Origin of the sequence: Clostridium estertheticum subsp. estertheticum, assembly GCF_001877035.1 — a bacterium.
Classification (GTDB): domain Bacteria; phylum Bacillota; class Clostridia; order Clostridiales; family Clostridiaceae; genus Clostridium_AD; species Clostridium_AD estertheticum.
Genome location: NZ_CP015756.1, coordinates 1,959,136 through 1,975,856, shown reverse-complemented (window position 1 = coordinate 1,975,856; position 16,721 = coordinate 1,959,136). Strand labels below are relative to the sequence as shown.

General features: G+C 31.9%; 15 protein-coding genes. All 15 read right to left on the bottom strand.

The features are described from left to right. Positions 1-30: 30 nt before the first annotated feature. On the bottom strand, positions 31-2,025 hold the full coding sequence (locus A7L45_RS09065) for a methyl-accepting chemotaxis protein (RefSeq protein WP_151553659.1): 1,995 nt from the start codon (positions 2,023-2,025) through the stop codon (positions 31-33). Between the two features lie 302 nt (positions 2,026-2,327). Beyond that, positions 2,328-2,831: a DUF1097 domain-containing protein gene (locus A7L45_RS09060; protein WP_224616983.1), complete on the bottom strand. Its 504-nt coding sequence runs from the start codon at positions 2,829-2,831 to the stop codon at positions 2,328-2,330. After that, positions 2,831-4,132 (bottom strand): pyrimidine-nucleoside phosphorylase, encoded by a 1,302-nt coding sequence (locus A7L45_RS09055; RefSeq protein ID WP_071612476.1) that lies wholly within the window; start codon positions 4,130-4,132, stop codon positions 2,831-2,833. The genes A7L45_RS09060 and A7L45_RS09055 overlap by 1 nt, the downstream gene beginning before the upstream one ends. Before the next feature lie 16 nt (positions 4,133-4,148). Next, complete coding sequence (gene deoB / locus A7L45_RS09050) at positions 4,149-5,330, bottom strand: phosphopentomutase (protein WP_071612475.1); 1,182 nt, start codon at positions 5,328-5,330, stop codon at positions 4,149-4,151. 23 nt (positions 5,331-5,353) lie between these two features. After that, a complete protein-coding gene (locus A7L45_RS09045; RefSeq protein ID WP_071612474.1) occupies positions 5,354-6,529 on the bottom strand; it encodes a NupC/NupG family nucleoside CNT transporter in 1,176 nt (391 codons plus the stop codon). A gap of 111 nt (positions 6,530-6,640) precedes the next feature. Next, positions 6,641-7,282, bottom strand: coding sequence for a deoxyribose-phosphate aldolase (gene deoC, locus A7L45_RS09040; protein WP_071612473.1), 642 nt, complete (start codon positions 7,280-7,282; stop codon positions 6,641-6,643). A gap of 280 nt (positions 7,283-7,562) precedes the next feature. Further along, a complete protein-coding gene (locus A7L45_RS09035; RefSeq protein WP_071612472.1) occupies positions 7,563-7,961 on the bottom strand; it encodes a cytidine deaminase in 399 nt (132 codons plus the stop codon). Between the two features lie 95 nt (positions 7,962-8,056). Then, on the bottom strand, positions 8,057-8,992 hold the full coding sequence (locus A7L45_RS09030) for a sugar-binding transcriptional regulator (RefSeq protein ID WP_071612471.1): 936 nt from the start codon (positions 8,990-8,992) through the stop codon (positions 8,057-8,059). A 29-nt stretch (positions 8,993-9,021) separates the two neighbouring features. After that, positions 9,022-9,582 carry a beta-class carbonic anhydrase gene (locus A7L45_RS09025; protein ID WP_071612470.1) on the bottom strand — a complete coding sequence of 187 codons (561 nt, stop codon included), beginning with the start codon at positions 9,580-9,582 and terminating at the stop codon, positions 9,022-9,024. A 231-nt stretch (positions 9,583-9,813) separates the two neighbouring features. After that, positions 9,814-10,650: an ABC transporter permease gene (locus A7L45_RS09020; protein ID WP_071612469.1), complete on the bottom strand. Its 837-nt coding sequence runs from the start codon at positions 10,648-10,650 to the stop codon at positions 9,814-9,816. Between the two features lie 7 nt (positions 10,651-10,657). Then, on the bottom strand, positions 10,658-11,572 hold the full coding sequence (locus tag A7L45_RS09015; protein ID WP_071614926.1) for an ABC transporter ATP-binding protein: 915 nt from the start codon (positions 11,570-11,572) through the stop codon (positions 10,658-10,660). 171 nt (positions 11,573-11,743) lie between these two features. Next, positions 11,744-12,508 (bottom strand): peroxide stress protein YaaA, encoded by a 765-nt coding sequence (gene yaaA / locus A7L45_RS09010; RefSeq protein WP_071612468.1) that lies wholly within the window; start codon positions 12,506-12,508, stop codon positions 11,744-11,746. Between the two features lie 85 nt (positions 12,509-12,593). Beyond that, positions 12,594-14,399 (bottom strand): oligoendopeptidase F, encoded by a 1,806-nt coding sequence (gene pepF / locus A7L45_RS09005; RefSeq protein ID WP_071612467.1) that lies wholly within the window; start codon positions 14,397-14,399, stop codon positions 12,594-12,596. Positions 14,400-14,604: 205 nt separating this feature from the next. After that, on the bottom strand, positions 14,605-15,150 hold the full coding sequence (locus A7L45_RS09000; RefSeq protein ID WP_084647582.1) for a group II intron maturase-specific domain-containing protein: 546 nt from the start codon (positions 15,148-15,150) through the stop codon (positions 14,605-14,607). A gap of 118 nt (positions 15,151-15,268) precedes the next feature. Beyond that, positions 15,269-16,513, bottom strand: a complete 1,245-nt coding sequence (gene ltrA, locus A7L45_RS08995; protein ID WP_071612465.1) for a group II intron reverse transcriptase/maturase — start codon at positions 16,511-16,513, stop codon at positions 15,269-15,271. Between the last annotated feature and the right edge of the window lie 208 nt (positions 16,514-16,721).

Sequence of the window (16,721 nt, the reverse complement as noted above, 5' to 3'; positions counted from 1 at the left end):
ACTAAAAACTCACCTAATTTTCCTAGCATCTTATAATTTAAATTTATTAACCGTTTCCTTAAGTCTCTCAACCAAGTCATCCAATTTATTGGCTGTTTCCCCTATTTTATACATACTAGCTGTCTGCTCTTCAGTTGATGCTGTAACCTGTTCTGTAGCAGCAGAATTTTCTTCTGATATAGCCGCAAAGCTATCTATAGCTTCAACTGTAATATCTGATTTCTTAGACATATTACTTGTAGATTGTGACATATTACGTACTGTAGAAGCTAGTTCACCGAAAACTTTTTCTATCTCATCGAAATTTTTACCAGCTTGAATTGCAACTTGAACACCACTCACTACTTCATTTGTACCTTTATCCATTGTCACAGCTATGGTTTCAACTTGGTTCTGAACTCCATTTATAAGTTCTACTATACGCTTTGAAGCCTCACCTGACTGCTCGGCAAGTTTTTTCACTTCATCTGCGACTACAGCAAACCCTTTTCCATGCTCTCCAGCTCTTGCAGCCTCTATTGCTGCGTTAAGTGCCAACAAATTAGTCTGTTCAGCTATATCACTTATTACATCTACTATTTGACCAATTTCTTTTGATTGTTCTAATAAATCATGTGTTCTTTCAACATTATAGCTATTCGTTTTAGCTATAGTTTCCATACTCTCTACTGCATCTTTGATACCTTGTGCACCAGAATTACTTACTTTCATAGATTTTTCTACAACATTTGTCATATATCTGCACTGTTCTAGAACCTCATTTATATCTTTTACTAACTCGCTTGTTATCCTTGTTGCTTTACCAGCATTTTCAGCCTGCTTAATAGCTCCACTAGCTATTTCTTGCATAGTTTGAGAAACTTCCTCCGTTCCACGTGCAGATTCTTTTGTTGTTAATGACAAATTATTTGACAGTAAGCCAACTTCACTAGCTGAGTCACCTATTGAGGTTATCATATCTTTCAAGCTAGCTACAGTACCATTCAAGCTATTTGCCACTTTCCCAATTTCATCATTTTGATTAATAGTTAATTTATTACTAAGATTCCCTAAAGCAATTTGCTCAGAGAACTCAGATAATTTAGTTAAAGGTGATGTTATTCGTTTCGCAATTAACACAATTATAAAAGCAAGTATAACCACAATTAATAATGTAATTAAAAGTAAAGTTATCATCATCCTTTGAGCCGGAGCAAAAAGTTCACTTTCATCTACTACACTAGCTACACTCCAACCAGCTAAAGGAACTTTATTATAAAATACTATGTATTTCCCATTATTGTTACTAAATCTGAATATACCAGATTTTTGTTGAAGCATATCCTTACCTAACGCTTGCATGTTTGCATCCGCTATATCTGATATTTTCTTTTTCATTACTAATTCCTTGTCTGGATCTACAAGAATTGTTCCATCTTTTCCAATTAATAAACTATAACCTTTTTCTCCAAATTTAAAATCTTTAACTTTATCCTGAATGTAAGAAAGATTAACTCCTGATATAATTGTTCCTATAGTTTTGTCAGCTGGATCTTTTATTGGAACTCCCACTACTACTAAAGTTTTACCAGTCCCTTTTGACACTACTGGATTTGATATAAGATATGGCGCACCACTCATTAAACCTTTATACCATGGTTTTTCAGACACATCACCATTTACAAGTTTCCCATTAGAATATTGCGCCCTAGACTTTCCATCATTGTTAAATAATGTAGCAGCTGCATTATCATATTCACCAGGATAATTTTTTTCTAAATACTTAATTCTCTCTGAATTAAATTTATCAACAGCGCCTAAATTTGAATTAATTAATTTGGCTGTAGGTGTATTTGCAGAACTTCTTACTTCAAGAAGCTTTCCATTTAACCAAGAATTTATATTTTCTGACAGGCCGTTCGTTGTTTCTACCCTGCTGCTAATAATTTCGCTTTCCATAGTTTTCTTAAACTGATAAAATGCCGTGTAACTTAAAACTAACATTCCAATTATTACTGCTGGTAAAATGGTAAATAATAATTTCATTTTGAAAGAGAATTTTTTAATCAAGTTTATCCACTCCAATCAATATAATTTTTACTACTAATTGTTATATTGTTAATGTCTAGATTTGTCATATTTTAATTTTAATCTTATATGTATTACTATAAATTCGTTCTCCTCCAATTAATATATCGTTTGATAAATTAATTACTTTATATATCTTTGTTAAATTTAGGATATCTAAAGCCAACCTAACCGAAAAATTATTAAGTTTTTAAATAAAAATAAAGTTAACATCATTCATATGGTGTCAACTTTATTTTTAACTCTCTCAATAATTTTTTTTATGAAACTTGTGATATTGTCTTATCCGATTTTCTCTCAGTTAGTTTTTTAATTAAAACTCCACCAACATCTGAAAGTATTCCTAAGACTGATCCCATTAATAAGGCTATTGTTGTAGCTTTCCAATTTCCATTCATCCCAAAAGTTGAAGCACACCCTACAAAAGTTCCAGGAATAAATGCTAAAAATGGAATTTTAGCTTGCGCAATTATAAAAAATGAAATAATGGTAGTCATAACAGCTACTGGTTCTGGTATAGGAATCATATTTGAAAACTGAATAGCAATCATCGCCCAAATAATTCCAGATATATTACATATCACTGATTTCTTCCAGCCTTTTACAAACCGGTTTCCAGCAGCATAATAACTAGTACATCCCATAAAACCAACCCAGGCCATAAGTCCAAGTTTAGTACTTAGTATGATCCAGACCCCGGATAGTAACCCAATACTTATAGCGCTAGAATTTAAAGCATCTATACACTTTCCCTTTCCACCCACTACTTAGTAATAATTTCATGGATTAATGTTGGCTTAGTTGCATGATCACTAATAGAGATATTTTCATATATTTTTGCTTTTACATCTTCTACATTTTCACGATTTGAATATATAGTTAAGATAGGTTCACCCTTTTCTACCTTGTCGCCAACTTTTTTGCGTAGCATAAGGCCTACTGCTAAATCAATTTTATCCTCTTTTGTTGCTCTTCCTGCACCAAGTAACATTGCTGCAATACCAATCTCATCAGCTACCATATTAGATATAAAACCACTAGTTAAAGCAGGGACATCAATTTTATATTTAGCTTGTGGTAATTTTTCTGGGTTATCTACAACTGATTCATCTCCACCTTGATTTTTAACAAATACTTTAAATTTGTCTATTGCTTTACCATTTTTTATTACTTCAAGAAGCATTTTTCTTGCTTCTTCTAATGTTTTTGCTTTTTTAGCAAGCACTACCATCTGACTTCCAAGTGTTAGGACAAGTTCTGTAAGATCTTCAGGACCTTCTCCTTTTAATGTATCAATGGCTTCTTTTACCTCAAGTGCATTACCAATTGCAAATCCTAAAGGTTGTGACATGTCGGATATTATTGCCATGGTATTTCTTCCTACATTATTACCAATTTGAACCATTGCATGAGCTAAATTTTCTGCATCTTTATCCGTTTTCATGAAAGCCCCTGCGCCTGTTTTAACATCTAGAACTATTGCATTAGCTCCTGATGCAATTTTTTTACTCATAATAGAACTAGCTATTAATGGAATTGAGTTAACAGTCCCAGTTACGTCACGAAGTGCGTATAATTTCTTGTCTGCAGGAGTTAAGTTACCTGTTTGACCAATAACAGCAACTTTGTCACGGTTAACTAATTCAATAAATTTATCATTTGTAATTTCTACATGGAAACCACTAATAGATTCTAATTTATCAATTGTTCCGCCAGTATGTCCAAGTCCTCGTCCAGACATTTTAGCAACTGGTATATCCAAAGCAGCAACTAGCGGTGCGAGTACTAGCGTTGTTGTATCGCCTACACCACCTGTTGAGTGTTTATCTACTTTTATACCTTCGATTTTTGATAAATCAATAGTTTCGCCAGAATTAACCATAGCCATAGTCAAATCTGCTCTCTCACGATCATTCATGTCTTGAAAATAAATAGCCATTGCAAGCGAACTTGCTTGGTAATCAGGGATGTCTCCTTTAGTATAACCTTCTATAAAAAAATTGATTTCTTTTGTTGTTAATTCTTTACCATCACGTTTTTTTGAAATTACATCTACCATTCTCATTTTTATTACCACCCTTTTATTTTAATTTTTCTAAAAAGCTTTCGCCATATTTTGGAATCTTAACATTAAAATTATAAGCAACAGTTGCCCCTATATCAGCAAATGTTTTGCGTACTCCTAAATCTTTACCTTCCTTGAACCGTTTTGAATAAGCAAGTAGTGGGACATATTCCCTTGTATGATCTGTTCCTCGATAAGTTGGATCATTTCCATGATCTGCTGTAATTAATAATAAGTCATCCTCTTGTAATTTTTCGAAGACTTCTGGTAACCTTTTATCAAAAGCTTCTAATGCATCACCATAACCTGTTGGATCACGACGATGTCCATAAACTGCATCAAAATCCACTAGATTAAGGAAACTAATGCCATGAAATTCCTCATCTAATAATGTTATTAATTTATCCATACCATCCATGTTAGATGTAGTTCTAATTGCTTTTGTAACTCCTTCTCCAAGAAATATATCTGAAATTTTTCCAATTGCAATAGAGTCTAGATTATCATCTTTCAAATAATTCATTACTGTTTTATCAAAAGGTTTTAACGCATAATCATGACGATTAGAAGTTCTCTTAAAAGTATCTGCAGTTTTACCAACAAATGGCCTAGCAATAATCCTTCCTAACTTATATGGATTATCTAGTGTTATTTTGCGACAATAATCGCAAATTTTATATAATTCATCTAAGGGTATAATTTCTTCATTTGCAGCAATTTGTAGCACAGAATCTCCCGATGTATATACTATTAACTCTCCTGTTTTAAGCTGCCTTTCACCAAGTTCTTTTATGATTTCTGTTCCACTAGCAGGTCTATTTCCTATAATTTTTCTACCAGAAAAAGTCTCAATTTTTTCAATTAATTCCTTTGGAAAACCATCTAGAAAAACACGAAACGGTTTATCGATAAATAATCCCATCATTTCCCAGTGACCTGTCATTGTATCTTTCCCACAAGAGGCTTCTTGCATTTTTGTATAATAAGCTTTTGGATGAATTGCTTTTTCTACGCCTTTTATTTCATAAATGTTTGATAATCCCAAGGCTTCCATATTGGGCAAATTAAGTCCATTTTTCTTCTGCGCAATATGAGCTAATGTATTAACATTGAAATCATCAAAATCCTTTGAATCTGGTGATTCACCAATACCGACTGAATCCATCACTATAATATGAATCCTTTTAAATTTTTCCATTTTAACCCCTTCTTTCTTTTGTCTTATATAATTAAACCAACAACAGTTGCTGTTAATACACTAACTAATGTTGCACCAAATAATAGTTTTAAACCAAATCTAGCAACGACATTACCTTGTTTTTCATTAAGTCCTTTTACTGCCCCTGCAATAATTCCAATGGATGAAAAGTTTGCAAAAGAAACTAAAAATACAGAAACAATAGCCGTTGTTCTTGCGGTTAAATGTATACTTGCTAAACTAGTCATTGCAACAAATTCATTTGATACTAATTTTGTTGCCATTATGCTTGCAGCAGGTACTGCCTCCTTAAAAGGCACCCCCATTAAAATAGCAAATGGTGAAAATACATATCCCAATATATTTTGAAAAGAAATACCAAAAACACCTTTGAAGGCCATATTAATCATAGCAATTATGGCTACGAATCCAATAAGCATTGCTCCAACTATGATGGCTACTTTGAATCCATCCATAATATATTCACCAAGCATTTCAAAGAAAGATTGCTTTTTTTCTTCTTTAACTACTAATATATCTTCCTCTGCTGTTACTGTATATGGATTTATAATTGAACATATGATAAATCCACCAAATAAGTTTAAAATAAGTGCTGTTACAACATATCTAGGTTTTAAAAGAACCATATAAGAACCAACTATTGACATAGACACTGTTGACATAGCTGACGCACAAAGGGTATAAAGACGATGCTCTGGTAATAGATCTAGTTCTTTTTTAACTGATATAAACACTTCTGATTGACCAAGAATAGCAGCAGCTACTCCATTATATGATTCGAGCTTACCCATACCATTAATTTTGCTTAAACCTAATCCGATATATTTAATTACAAACGGTAATACCTTCCAGTACTGTAGAATTCCAATTAGAGCAGAAATAAATACTATTGGCAAAAGAACACCTATAAAAAATGTAAATTGGTTATCATTTACTAATCCACCAAATACAAAATTTACGCCTTCAGCAGCACATTTAAGCAATAAACTGAACCCACTTGCTACTCCACCTACTAAAAAATTACCAACACCAGTATTTAGCAATATAAATCCAAGTATGAATTGTAAAATAACCATTACAACGATAGGTCGGTATTTTACCTTTTTTTTATCAGCACTAGTAATCCATGCAAGGCCTAAGACAACAATTAAACCTATAATTCCAATAATATATTTCATTTTGATTCCCCCTAAATATTTACATAATTTATATAACGTTTACACAAAAGGCAAATTATTTTAGAAATTAACAATAAGTAATGTTATTATTGTTAATTTCCTTTTCATTTTTTATGAAATAATAGAAATACCTGAGCTTGTTCCAATACGATTTGCACCAGCATTAATCATTTGTGTAGCCTCTTCTTTGGTATGAATACCACCTGAAGCTTTTACACCCATTTCTGTCCCTACTGTTTCACGCATTAATTTAACATCTTCCACCGTTGCTCCACCTTTTGAAAATCCTGTTGATGTTTTTACAAAATCCGCTCCTGCTTTTTTAGCGAGCTCACAAGCTTTTATTTTTTCATCTTTTGTTAAAAGACAAGTTTCAATAATAACTTTTACAAGTGCTTTTCCTTTTGCTGCTTCAACAACAGCCTTAATATCGTCCTCAACGTATGTATAGTTTTTATCCTTCAGTTCACCAACGCTAATAACCATATCGACTTCTGTTGCTCCATTTTTAATTGCGTCACTTGCTTCAAATGCTTTTGTTTCAGTTGTGTTTGCACCAAGTGGAAATCCTATAACAACACATACACTTACTCCACTATCTTTTAATCCTAGACTTGCCTCTTTAGTCCATTTTGGATTTACACAAACGGATGCAAATTTGTTTGTTTTTGCCTCTTTTATTAATTGTAATATTTGTTCCTTAGTTGCATCTGGTTTAAGTTCAGTATGATCAATAATTGTAGCAATATTCATTGTAAATCTCCTTTTTTTCTTTATTATACTTTTATAATAAATCTTATTTGAACATTTGTAAAGACTAATTTGAAATTTTGTTCACTATATTTTTCAAGATATTTTATAATTAGATTTTGACTATTTTAAAATTCTATATTAAGGATAAAATAGTTATTAAATCGTACAAATAAATTTTGAAAACAAAAAGCATATTTTATATAATTGTTTAAAGTAAAACAATTATATAAATATGCTTTTAAGTTTGATTATTTGTGTTATACGCCAACAGAATATTTTCTTACTTGCCTAAATCTTTCTTAGTAAAAGCTCCTGGTAATATTTCATCTAATGTTTTAACTAAATATTCAGTATCATTTTTACCTAAAATTATTTTAGTATCGTCTGTTGCAAATTCAGCTATTACTTGTCTACAAATACCACAAGGATAAGTATAGTCATTTTGTACTCCTACTATAGCAATTGCTTTAATAGTTGTATAACCTTCAGAAACGGCTTTAAATATAGCTGTTCTTTCCGCACAATTAGTAGCACCATATGATGCATTTTCAATATTACACCCTGTAAATATCTTTCCGTCATTAGTTAGTACAGCTGCACCAACTTTAAAATTAGAATAAGGAGCATATGCATTTTTTCTTGCCTGTAAAGCCTGTGAAACTAATTTTTCATATTCCATATTAATTATAACCCTCCTTTTTAAGCCTTATTATAATTTTATAATAAGGCTTTTTTGAAACTTTGTAAAGCTATACATGAAATTATGTTCAAATATTATTCTAAAAGTCTCTTTGCAGTATATTGATCTGTAATTAGTATATTGGCACTTTTAGCTTTTAATGCTCCTTTTATAGCTTTCAATTTCAGTTTACCACCTGCAACTAAAATAGATTTCTCCTTTTGTTTAAGCTCATCTATAGATATCCCTATGGTACGATTGTTAATTTGTTCATCACATATTTCACCATTCTCATCAAAAAAACGTGAACAAATATCTCCTACACTCTTTTCCATTAAAATCTTTTTCTCTTTTTCATTTAAATAACCTAAACGAAAAAGTAAAGCCCCATCACGAACAGTACCAACGGTAAAGATAGCTACATTAGCTTGAATCCCCATTTCCATAGTACTTTTTATATGACGATCCTCTTCTACCATTTGTTTCACGATGGCATTATCAAAAATTACAGGAAGAGGTAAGTATCTTGGAACTGTCTTAAACGCTTCAGCAAAAAGAGCAATTGTTTCTGAGGCGTATGTATTTACATCTGAATGACTAATTCCACCTTTTAGCTGAACTACTTCTATGCCTTTAACACTTTGTGGCATAAGTCTTTTTGCAACCTCATACATTGTTGTTCCCCAACTTACCCCAATAATATCTCCATTCTTTATGGTTCCTTGTAAATATTCTGCTGCTTCTTTACTAATATATTCTCTGCTAGAAACATAATCATCCCTAGGTGAGAAAACAACATGAACATCATTTAATTCATATTTTTCTTTTAATTCATAGGCTAATTTATCTAAATCATCAAATGGATCAATAATACTAATTTTTACATAACCTTTTATTTTGGCATATTGAAGAAGTCTAGATATAGTCGGTCTTGATATTCCAAGTTGCAGCGCAATCTGTTGTTGGCTATAATCTGACTGATAATATAATCTTGCCACTTCAACACTTAATTGTTGCTTTTCACTATCCACAAATTTCACATCCTATTCTTGTTTTGTACCTATTGATCACCATTTATCACAACTTCTATTTCTCCTGTTTCTGGATTCATAATAAGTCCATGTACCTTTATGTTTTCTGGAAGTAGGGGATGACTTTTTATCCTACTTACACTTTCTTTTATAGAGCCTTCAACTGATTCAAATCCATGAAGCCAACGCTTAACATCAATCCCTGCATTGTATAATGTTAACAATGTTTCTTTTTTTATTCCCATATCCATCATTTTATTAACAACTTCTGTTGTATCTAAATTACTCATTCCACAACCATGATGCCCTACTACAAAAATATCTTCCGCTTTAAATTCATATACTGCAACTAATATACTTCTCATTACACCACCAAACTGATGCATAACGGTTGCTCCCGCATCCTTTATAATTTTTGCATCACCATTTTTTATATTCATAGCCTTTGGTAATAATTCTGTTAATCTAGTATCCATGCAGGTTAATATAACCATTTTCTTTTTCGGAATTTTAGTTGTTATATATTTCTCATAATCTTTATTTTTTACAAAATTTTCATTATACTCAATTATTTTTTCTAATTTACTCATTTAACCCACATCCTTAACAAAATCTTATTTCTACTTTTTTATAGTATCATTTTTTATTTTAAATAATAAAAGTTTGATTTGAATTTCGTCTAATTCTTCGAAATATTCAAATATTTATTCCTATTATAACAGATATATTATGATATACCTAGCTAGTCTTTTATCATACTATAAGGCTTGATTCATACAAACGTATCCCTTACAACAGACACCAATGTAGGTATATTACTACTAACTAAATATATCAGCCTCTTTACTTTTTGAGCGATTAATTTTCGAAAAATCCACCCTTGAGAAAACAAAAGTTGATAATAATAAAAATATCAATCCAAAAATCAGTACAATCACCATGCTGATAATTGGTGTAATTACAAAATCACCTATTTTAAAAGCAAGCTGCTCTGCTATCAATTGCTGAGTTGTTAAATTCGTCTTTTCCAATATAATAGTTCTAAAAAACGCTGTTGTATATGTCATTGGATTGAAATATGCAACATATTGCAATACTTTTGGTAACAATGAAAGCGGAATATATGCACCACAAAGAAACGTGAGCGGCATTGTAATTGCAGTCACCACGATTTGGAATGTTTGCGAATCCTTAACCAACGTCGCTAAAAACAATCCTAATCCGGAAAACACAAGTCCAACCACAATCATCACGCCAATTACCGCAAACGGTGTTATAATTGATGTGAATTTAAGTCCTATAAAATAACCAATGAATAGAATAATAATTCCCTGCATAGTTGCTATTGTGGCTGCTGATAATAGCTGACCTGCGGCAATCTGAATTCGTTTAACTGGACTTACTAACACTTCCTTCATAAATCCTGAAACAATATCTTCAATTGTACTAGTGGCGATGGTAAGTGACGTTTGGAAGACCGTGGTTATCACAATACCTGCTAGCATGTAGTTTACTGGATTTTGAATACTATCATTTTTAAATATAGCACTAAACACATATAAAAAGAAGAATGGCATAATAATTGTAAAAACAAGCTGAACACGATTACGAGTAAAAATTTTAATATTTCTAAACCATAAAGCTACTATAATATCCATAAATTCCTCACTTTCTTATATCTTTTCCGGTAATTTCTAAAAATACATCATTTAATGTACCTTTTTTAACTTCCAAATCTGTTATCTGATCTTTCTGCTCACTTAGTATATCCAAAAGTTTTGGTATACTATCAACTTCAATTGAATAATGATTGATTTTTTTCATGTATTTAAACCCTGCATTATCTAATACTTCCTCTAGACCTTGCTCATTCTTAGTCGAAATATTTGCCATATCTTTTGTATATTGCTGTTTTAAACGATATGGTGTGTCCATTGCAACGATTTTACCACCATCCATAATTGCAACTTTGCTACAAATCTCAGCTTCCTCCATATAATGTGTTGTTAAAAAGATGGTAATATTCTTTTCCTTTTGAAGCTTTACAATATATTCCCACATATGAGCCCTCGTTTGAGGGTCAAGACCTGTAGTTGGCTCATCTAAGAATAATACTTTTGGGTAGTGCAGCAGCGATCTTGCTATTTCCACACGCCGTTTCATCCCACCAGACAAACTACTTACCATTGCTTTTTTCCAATCCAATAAATCCACTAGCTTTAAAACAAATTGGATACGCTCTGTAACTTCACTTTTGGGAATAGCATAAAAATGACAATGCATAAGTAAATTTTCAAGAACTGTCATTTTATTATCCAATGTTGATTCCTGAAAAACTACCCCAATAACACCTCTAACCGCATCCTTTTCATGCGAAACATCTTTTCCATCAATGGTTAAGGTTCCAGATGTCTTATCGAATATGGTACAAAGTGTATTAATAGTTGTGCTTTTACCTGCTCCATTTGGGCCTAAAAATGCAAATATACTTCCTTCCTCTACCTCAAATGATACATTGTCTACTGCTGTAAATTTATCATACTTCTTTACGAAATTCTTAACTTCTATTATGTTTTTCATGGTATCACCCCTATCAACTGTTATTATTGTAATAATATCCTTAGTTATTTTTTTCTCCCTTGAATAAGCATAAATATTATCCTTCCCAACAAACCCATCTTTAGTCCCATACATTGACAAAACTTTTACTACACTTGATGATAGATTGTTACTTTACTATAATGAGTACATTTATCTTGTAAATATGAATTCCACATTTGAAGATAGATATTCATTATACCTATATCCCTCTTCATTAAATTTTTTCAAATCACTTGGCAAACTAATATGATTTTCAATAATAAACCGGCTCATAAGTCCTCTTGCCCGTTTTGTGTAAATAGTTATACCCTTATGCGTTCCATTTTTATAATCCTTAAACACAGGTGTTATAACCTTTGCATTTATTTTGCTCATATCTATAATTGAGGAATACTCCTTTGAAGCTAAATTTATAAGTGTGTTATCATTTTTTATCAATAATTCTTTTTTAATATATGTAGTAATCTTATTTCCCCAAAAATCATATAAGTTATTACCTCTTTTGTTTTTAAGCTTAGTTCCCATCTCTAACCTGTAAGGTTGTATTAAGTCAAGTGGTCTAAGTGCACCATATAAACCAGATAATATTATTAAATGTTCATTAGCAAATGCTAACTGCCGCTCATTTAAATCGTCTGCATTTAATCCTTTAAATACCGCTCCATCATAAGCAAGTAATGCTTGTTTACCATTTGATAAATTATGTTCTTTTTCCCAGGTAATATGTCTCATAAAATTTTGCTCTGCAAGTTTACTATTTACTTTCATTAATCCTTCCAAGTCTTCCGGGGAATATTTTATAAGTTCCTTAATTAAGCTACTTGCTTCCCTAATAAATATAGGATTAGTACATAAACTAGTATTAACTGCTTTATCCATTCTCAAAGTTTTCGCTGGCGATAATATTGTAATCATTCATACCTCACCCCCAGATTATTATATCATAGGTTTAACCTTGAAAAGCGACCCTGGTAGGTCGCCTTTAAAATTTCTTCTTCTATCACTCCATATCTTGTGTAAGTTTTATTATTTCATCAATTATATTTCCTATATATTCTATAGTATCTAATAGAGGTTTGTCAGTTGTTATATCTACTCCTGCCATTTTAGCAAGTTCTATGGGAGATTTAGTTCCTCCTGCTTTTAATACTTTTCTCCAGTCATCTACAGCTGGCTGCCCCTCTTTTAAAATTCTGTTACTTACCTGCGTAGCTATAGTAAGTCCAGCACTATATGTATATGGATAAAGTCCCATATAATAATGTGGCTGTCTCATCCAGGTAAGCTCTGCGCCATCCACAATTTTCACGCAGTCTCCCCAGAATTTTTTAAGAACTCCTTTTTTTATTTCATTAAGATTTGTGGCTTGCACACTTCCACCTGCATCTATTATTTTATAAACTTCTCTTTGATACGCTGCCTCTAATAAATGGGTTACAAAGTTATGGTAGTAAGTACGGCTAATCATAGAAGATAAAACCCATCTCTTAAATCTAGGTTCCTCATTTGTTTTCATAAGATAATTTGACATAAGCATTTCATTCATAGTGGATGGCGCTTCAATAAAATATAATGAGGGCTGCGCATTAAAAATATTTTGATTTTTATTAATTAACGTGAAATGACCTGCATGACCTAATTCATGAGCAAGTACAAATACTTCTTTCATTTTCTCAGACCAAGATAGTAAAATTAGAGGATGACTACCATAAGGAGTAGCACAAAATCCACCTGTTGATTTTCCTTTGTTTTTAGCAAAGTCAATCCATTTTTCATCATAAGCTTTCTTTACCATTTCTACATAATCTTCACCTAATACTGATAATGCTCCCTCAACATATTTCTTTGATTCCTCCACAGATATTGTTGGCTCATAGCTTGGGTCCACCTCAAGCTTTAAATCTGCAAATGTCATTTCATCAATTTTATGAATTTTTTGTAACGATTTTGCATATTTCCTCATATGCGGTGCTAACTTTTCCATAATTATATCTATTTGTCTATCATATAATTCTCTCTCTACCTGTTGAGGAAATAATAAACTATCTATAACAGAATCAAATCCTCTAAGAGTAGCTAATGTTTTTTCTTTTTGAACATGAGTTTGATAAAGCGCTGCTACTGTATTTTTATATTCTCCTAGTTTTGAAGAAAATGCTTTAAAAGCCGCTCTTCTAATTTTAGTATCAGTCTCATACTCCCATTCATCCTCAAACAATACAAAGCTAAGAGGATATTCAGTGCCATCTACAATAAAATTTTTAAAATCCATATCACTTAGTTTAGTTGTATCATATGTGGAATAAGCAGAATCTAATGTCCCTGATAAAGCAGATAACACCATTTCAACTTCTGGGTGTAATGAATGTTTTTTAAATCTTTTTATCTTGCTTAAATAATTTCTATTTTCTTTTGATTCTTCAATTGCTTGATCTATTATTTTATCATCTACTTCATTAATTTCACTTTCTACAAAACTTAGTCTGTTTTCTAAATCAGCTAATATGTTAATAGACTTCATATATCTAGCTTGATTTTCCTCGTTTGATTGATCTGTAGAAACTTTAAGACTTGCATAATTCTCTACAAGATCCTCACTTTCCATAACAACCCTCATTTTATCCAAACAATCATTTATAATACTAGCGTTATTCAGTTTATGTTTATAATTTCTTTCTATTGCTAGAGTAAGTTCCTCTAACCCTTGCAACGCTAAATCATATTGCTTCTCCGCTAAGTATAGTGAAGATAAATCCCAAGTAAGTGACTTATCTACATCCTTTCTTTCTTTTAATGCTGTTTTCATTTTAAATCCTCTTTATTTAGTAAATTGCCCCATTATTTAAGTAATATATTAAAATAATAACACATTTATTCAACTAATGATTATATCATAGGTGTATAATTCCTTAATTATTCCCCACAATCGAGTAGGAGCTAAATAATTAGTTTATTTAGCGTCCTCTCACACCACCGTGCGTACCGTTCGGTACACGGCGGTTCAATAGAAATTAATGTTTTAATAAATATATTTCAGACATGGAGGCTAAACCTATCTTTTTAAGGTATTTATTAGTTATTGTTTTGGCTAATATTGGGCTGTTGGATGTTCTCCAATAGCTTTTTCTTGTGTTTGCATACTGCCAAGCTTTATTGCTTGTTAAACCTAATTTAATAAGGTTTTCATGCTTTGTTTTAATTTTCTTCCACTGTTTCCAAAAACACATTCTAATCCTTCGTCTTAACCATTCATCAAGTGTTTTAAGAATAGTTTTAATATCTGCAATAGCAAAATAGTTTACCCATCCTACTATTACCTGCTTGAGTTTTCTAAATCTATATTCCATGCTCATCGCATTACTTCTTGAAGTTAATTCCTTTAGCTTTGCTCTGAATTTATCTATAGGTTTTTGAGGAACTCTCATTCTATATTCACCTTTTGTTCGGTAAAACGAAAATCCTAAAAATTTAAGTTTCCAAGGTCTATCTACTGTACTCTTTTCTTTATTCACTTTAAGCTTTAACTTTTCCTCAATAAATCTTGAGATACTATTCATTACTCTATTTGCTGATTTCTCACTTTTAACATATATATTTGAGTAAGTAAACCAAGGGAACTTCACCCTTAGTTTCTCTCAGAACCGTACGTGAACCTCTCAGCTCATACGGCTCCCATCATTCGGCTGTTGGTAATATTCCCATTTTCCAATGTGCAAACAAATTTCTATCTCTTTTTGCAATACTCCCTAACCAATATTCTGCTCTTCGTCTGTGTTTTCGTTTCTTATACTTTCTTCGAACCCATTTTACTAAAGCATTATTGATATATCTTAATACTGCATACATTTCCGTTTTATAGAAATGTGTATAATAATTAATCCACCCCTGTATCTTTTTATTAAACATACTTGATATATCCCACAAGTCTTTATCTACCTTCAACTGTACCCTCCAACTTCTTACCTCTTTCCTAATTCTTTTCTTTGCATTATCTGCTATCGCTGGTAAGAAACTTGTAAAATACTTTCCATATTTACTTTTTGCGCCTCTAGGCTTAAATGTATACCCTAGAAAATCAAATGATATATTTGGATAATCTCCGTTTCTATCATCATCTTTACAGTATACAATCTTTGTTTTATCAAGGTTCAGTTGCAATCCGTATTCTTCGAACCTTTCTTGCAACCGTTTTTGTAGATATTTAGCCTGTTTTAGGGATACACAGTGTGCTACTCCATCATCTGCGTATCTAGCCCACGGAATTGTTTTGAATTCTTTTGTTATAAAATCATCAAACACATAATGTAAAAACAGATTCGCAAGTACTGGACTTATGACACCCCCTTGCGGAGTTCCTGAAATTCTTGGCACTAGTTCTCTATTTTCCATTTGAAATGGTGCAGTTAACCACCTTTGAATATATAGAATAATCCATTCTTCATTTGTGTGTTTCTTTACCATTTTAATTAAAATGTCATGTTTGATATTATCAAATAGTCCCTTTATATCAAATTCAAGGACCCAATCCTTCCTCCAACACCTTTTTCTTGTAACATCAATTGCTTGTATTGCAGATTTATTAGGTCTATATCCGTAGGAATCTTCATAAAACATGGGCTCTACTTCTGGTTCAAAGTATAGTTTAACTAGCATTTGTGCAATTCTATCTTCAACAGTTGGTATCCCTAGTAATCTAGTTCCTCCACTTTTCTTCGGAATTGCAACTGCTTTTACAGGTTGAGGAAAATAACTTCCTGACGACATCCTATTCCAGATTTTATATAGATTATTTTTCAAATTCTTCTCAAAATCTTCAATTGACTGTCCATCAACTCCATATGTTCCCTTGTTTGCTTTAACCTTTTCGTAAGCTGTAACTACAGCTCTTTTAGAAATATTAAACGGCTTTGTTTCCATCATAAGCTCCTCCTCCTTTCAAAGTTGACCTATTTCTGAAACTGAATAACTCGAAGTCCTTCGCTCCACTTCCATTACAGAAATTTCTTCACTACTACGACTCAATCTGCCCCTATGCTTGCATTGATACTCTTTTCTCACAGTTCTTCTGCTTGAAATACTCTCTTAACATCAAGCCGTAGGTTCCCACGTTCCGTACAAATGCCTGTAC

What these genes read in the sequence shown, in the direction of transcription:
- A7L45_RS09065 (WP_151553659.1), bottom strand. Translation starts at nt 2,025, where the DNA reads ATGAAATTATTATTTACCATTTTACCAGCAGTAATAATTGGAATGTTA.
- A7L45_RS09055 (WP_071612476.1), bottom strand. Translation starts at nt 4,132, where the DNA reads ATGAGAATGGTAGATGTAATTTCAAAAAAACGTGATGGTAAAGAATTA.
- deoB (WP_071612475.1), bottom strand. Translation starts at nt 5,330, where the DNA reads ATGGAAAAATTTAAAAGGATTCATATTATAGTGATGGATTCAGTCGGT.
- A7L45_RS09045 (WP_071612474.1), bottom strand. Translation starts at nt 6,529, where the DNA reads ATGAAATATATTATTGGAATTATAGGTTTAATTGTTGTCTTAGGCCTT.
- deoC (WP_071612473.1), bottom strand. Translation starts at nt 7,282, where the DNA reads ATGAATATTGCTACAATTATTGATCATACTGAACTTAAACCAGATGCA.
- A7L45_RS09035 (WP_071612472.1), bottom strand. Translation starts at nt 7,961, where the DNA reads ATGGAATATGAAAAATTAGTTTCACAGGCTTTACAGGCAAGAAAAAAT.
- A7L45_RS09025 (WP_071612470.1), bottom strand. Translation starts at nt 9,582, where the DNA reads ATGAGTAAATTAGAAAAAATAATTGAGTATAATGAAAATTTTGTAAAA.
- A7L45_RS09020 (WP_071612469.1), bottom strand. Translation starts at nt 10,650, where the DNA reads ATGGATATTATAGTAGCTTTATGGTTTAGAAATATTAAAATTTTTACT.
- A7L45_RS09015 (WP_071614926.1), bottom strand. Translation starts at nt 11,572, where the DNA reads ATGAAAAACATAATAGAAGTTAAGAATTTCGTAAAGAAGTATGATAAA.
- yaaA (WP_071612468.1), bottom strand. Translation starts at nt 12,508, where the DNA reads ATGATTACAATATTATCGCCAGCGAAAACTTTGAGAATGGATAAAGCA.
- pepF (WP_071612467.1), bottom strand. Translation starts at nt 14,399, where the DNA reads ATGAAAACAGCATTAAAAGAAAGAAAGGATGTAGATAAGTCACTTACT.
- A7L45_RS09000 (WP_084647582.1), bottom strand. Translation starts at nt 15,150, where the DNA reads ATGAATAGTATCTCAAGATTTATTGAGGAAAAGTTAAAGCTTAAAGTG.
- ltrA (WP_071612465.1), bottom strand. Translation starts at nt 16,513, where the DNA reads ATGATGGAAACAAAGCCGTTTAATATTTCTAAAAGAGCTGTAGTTACA.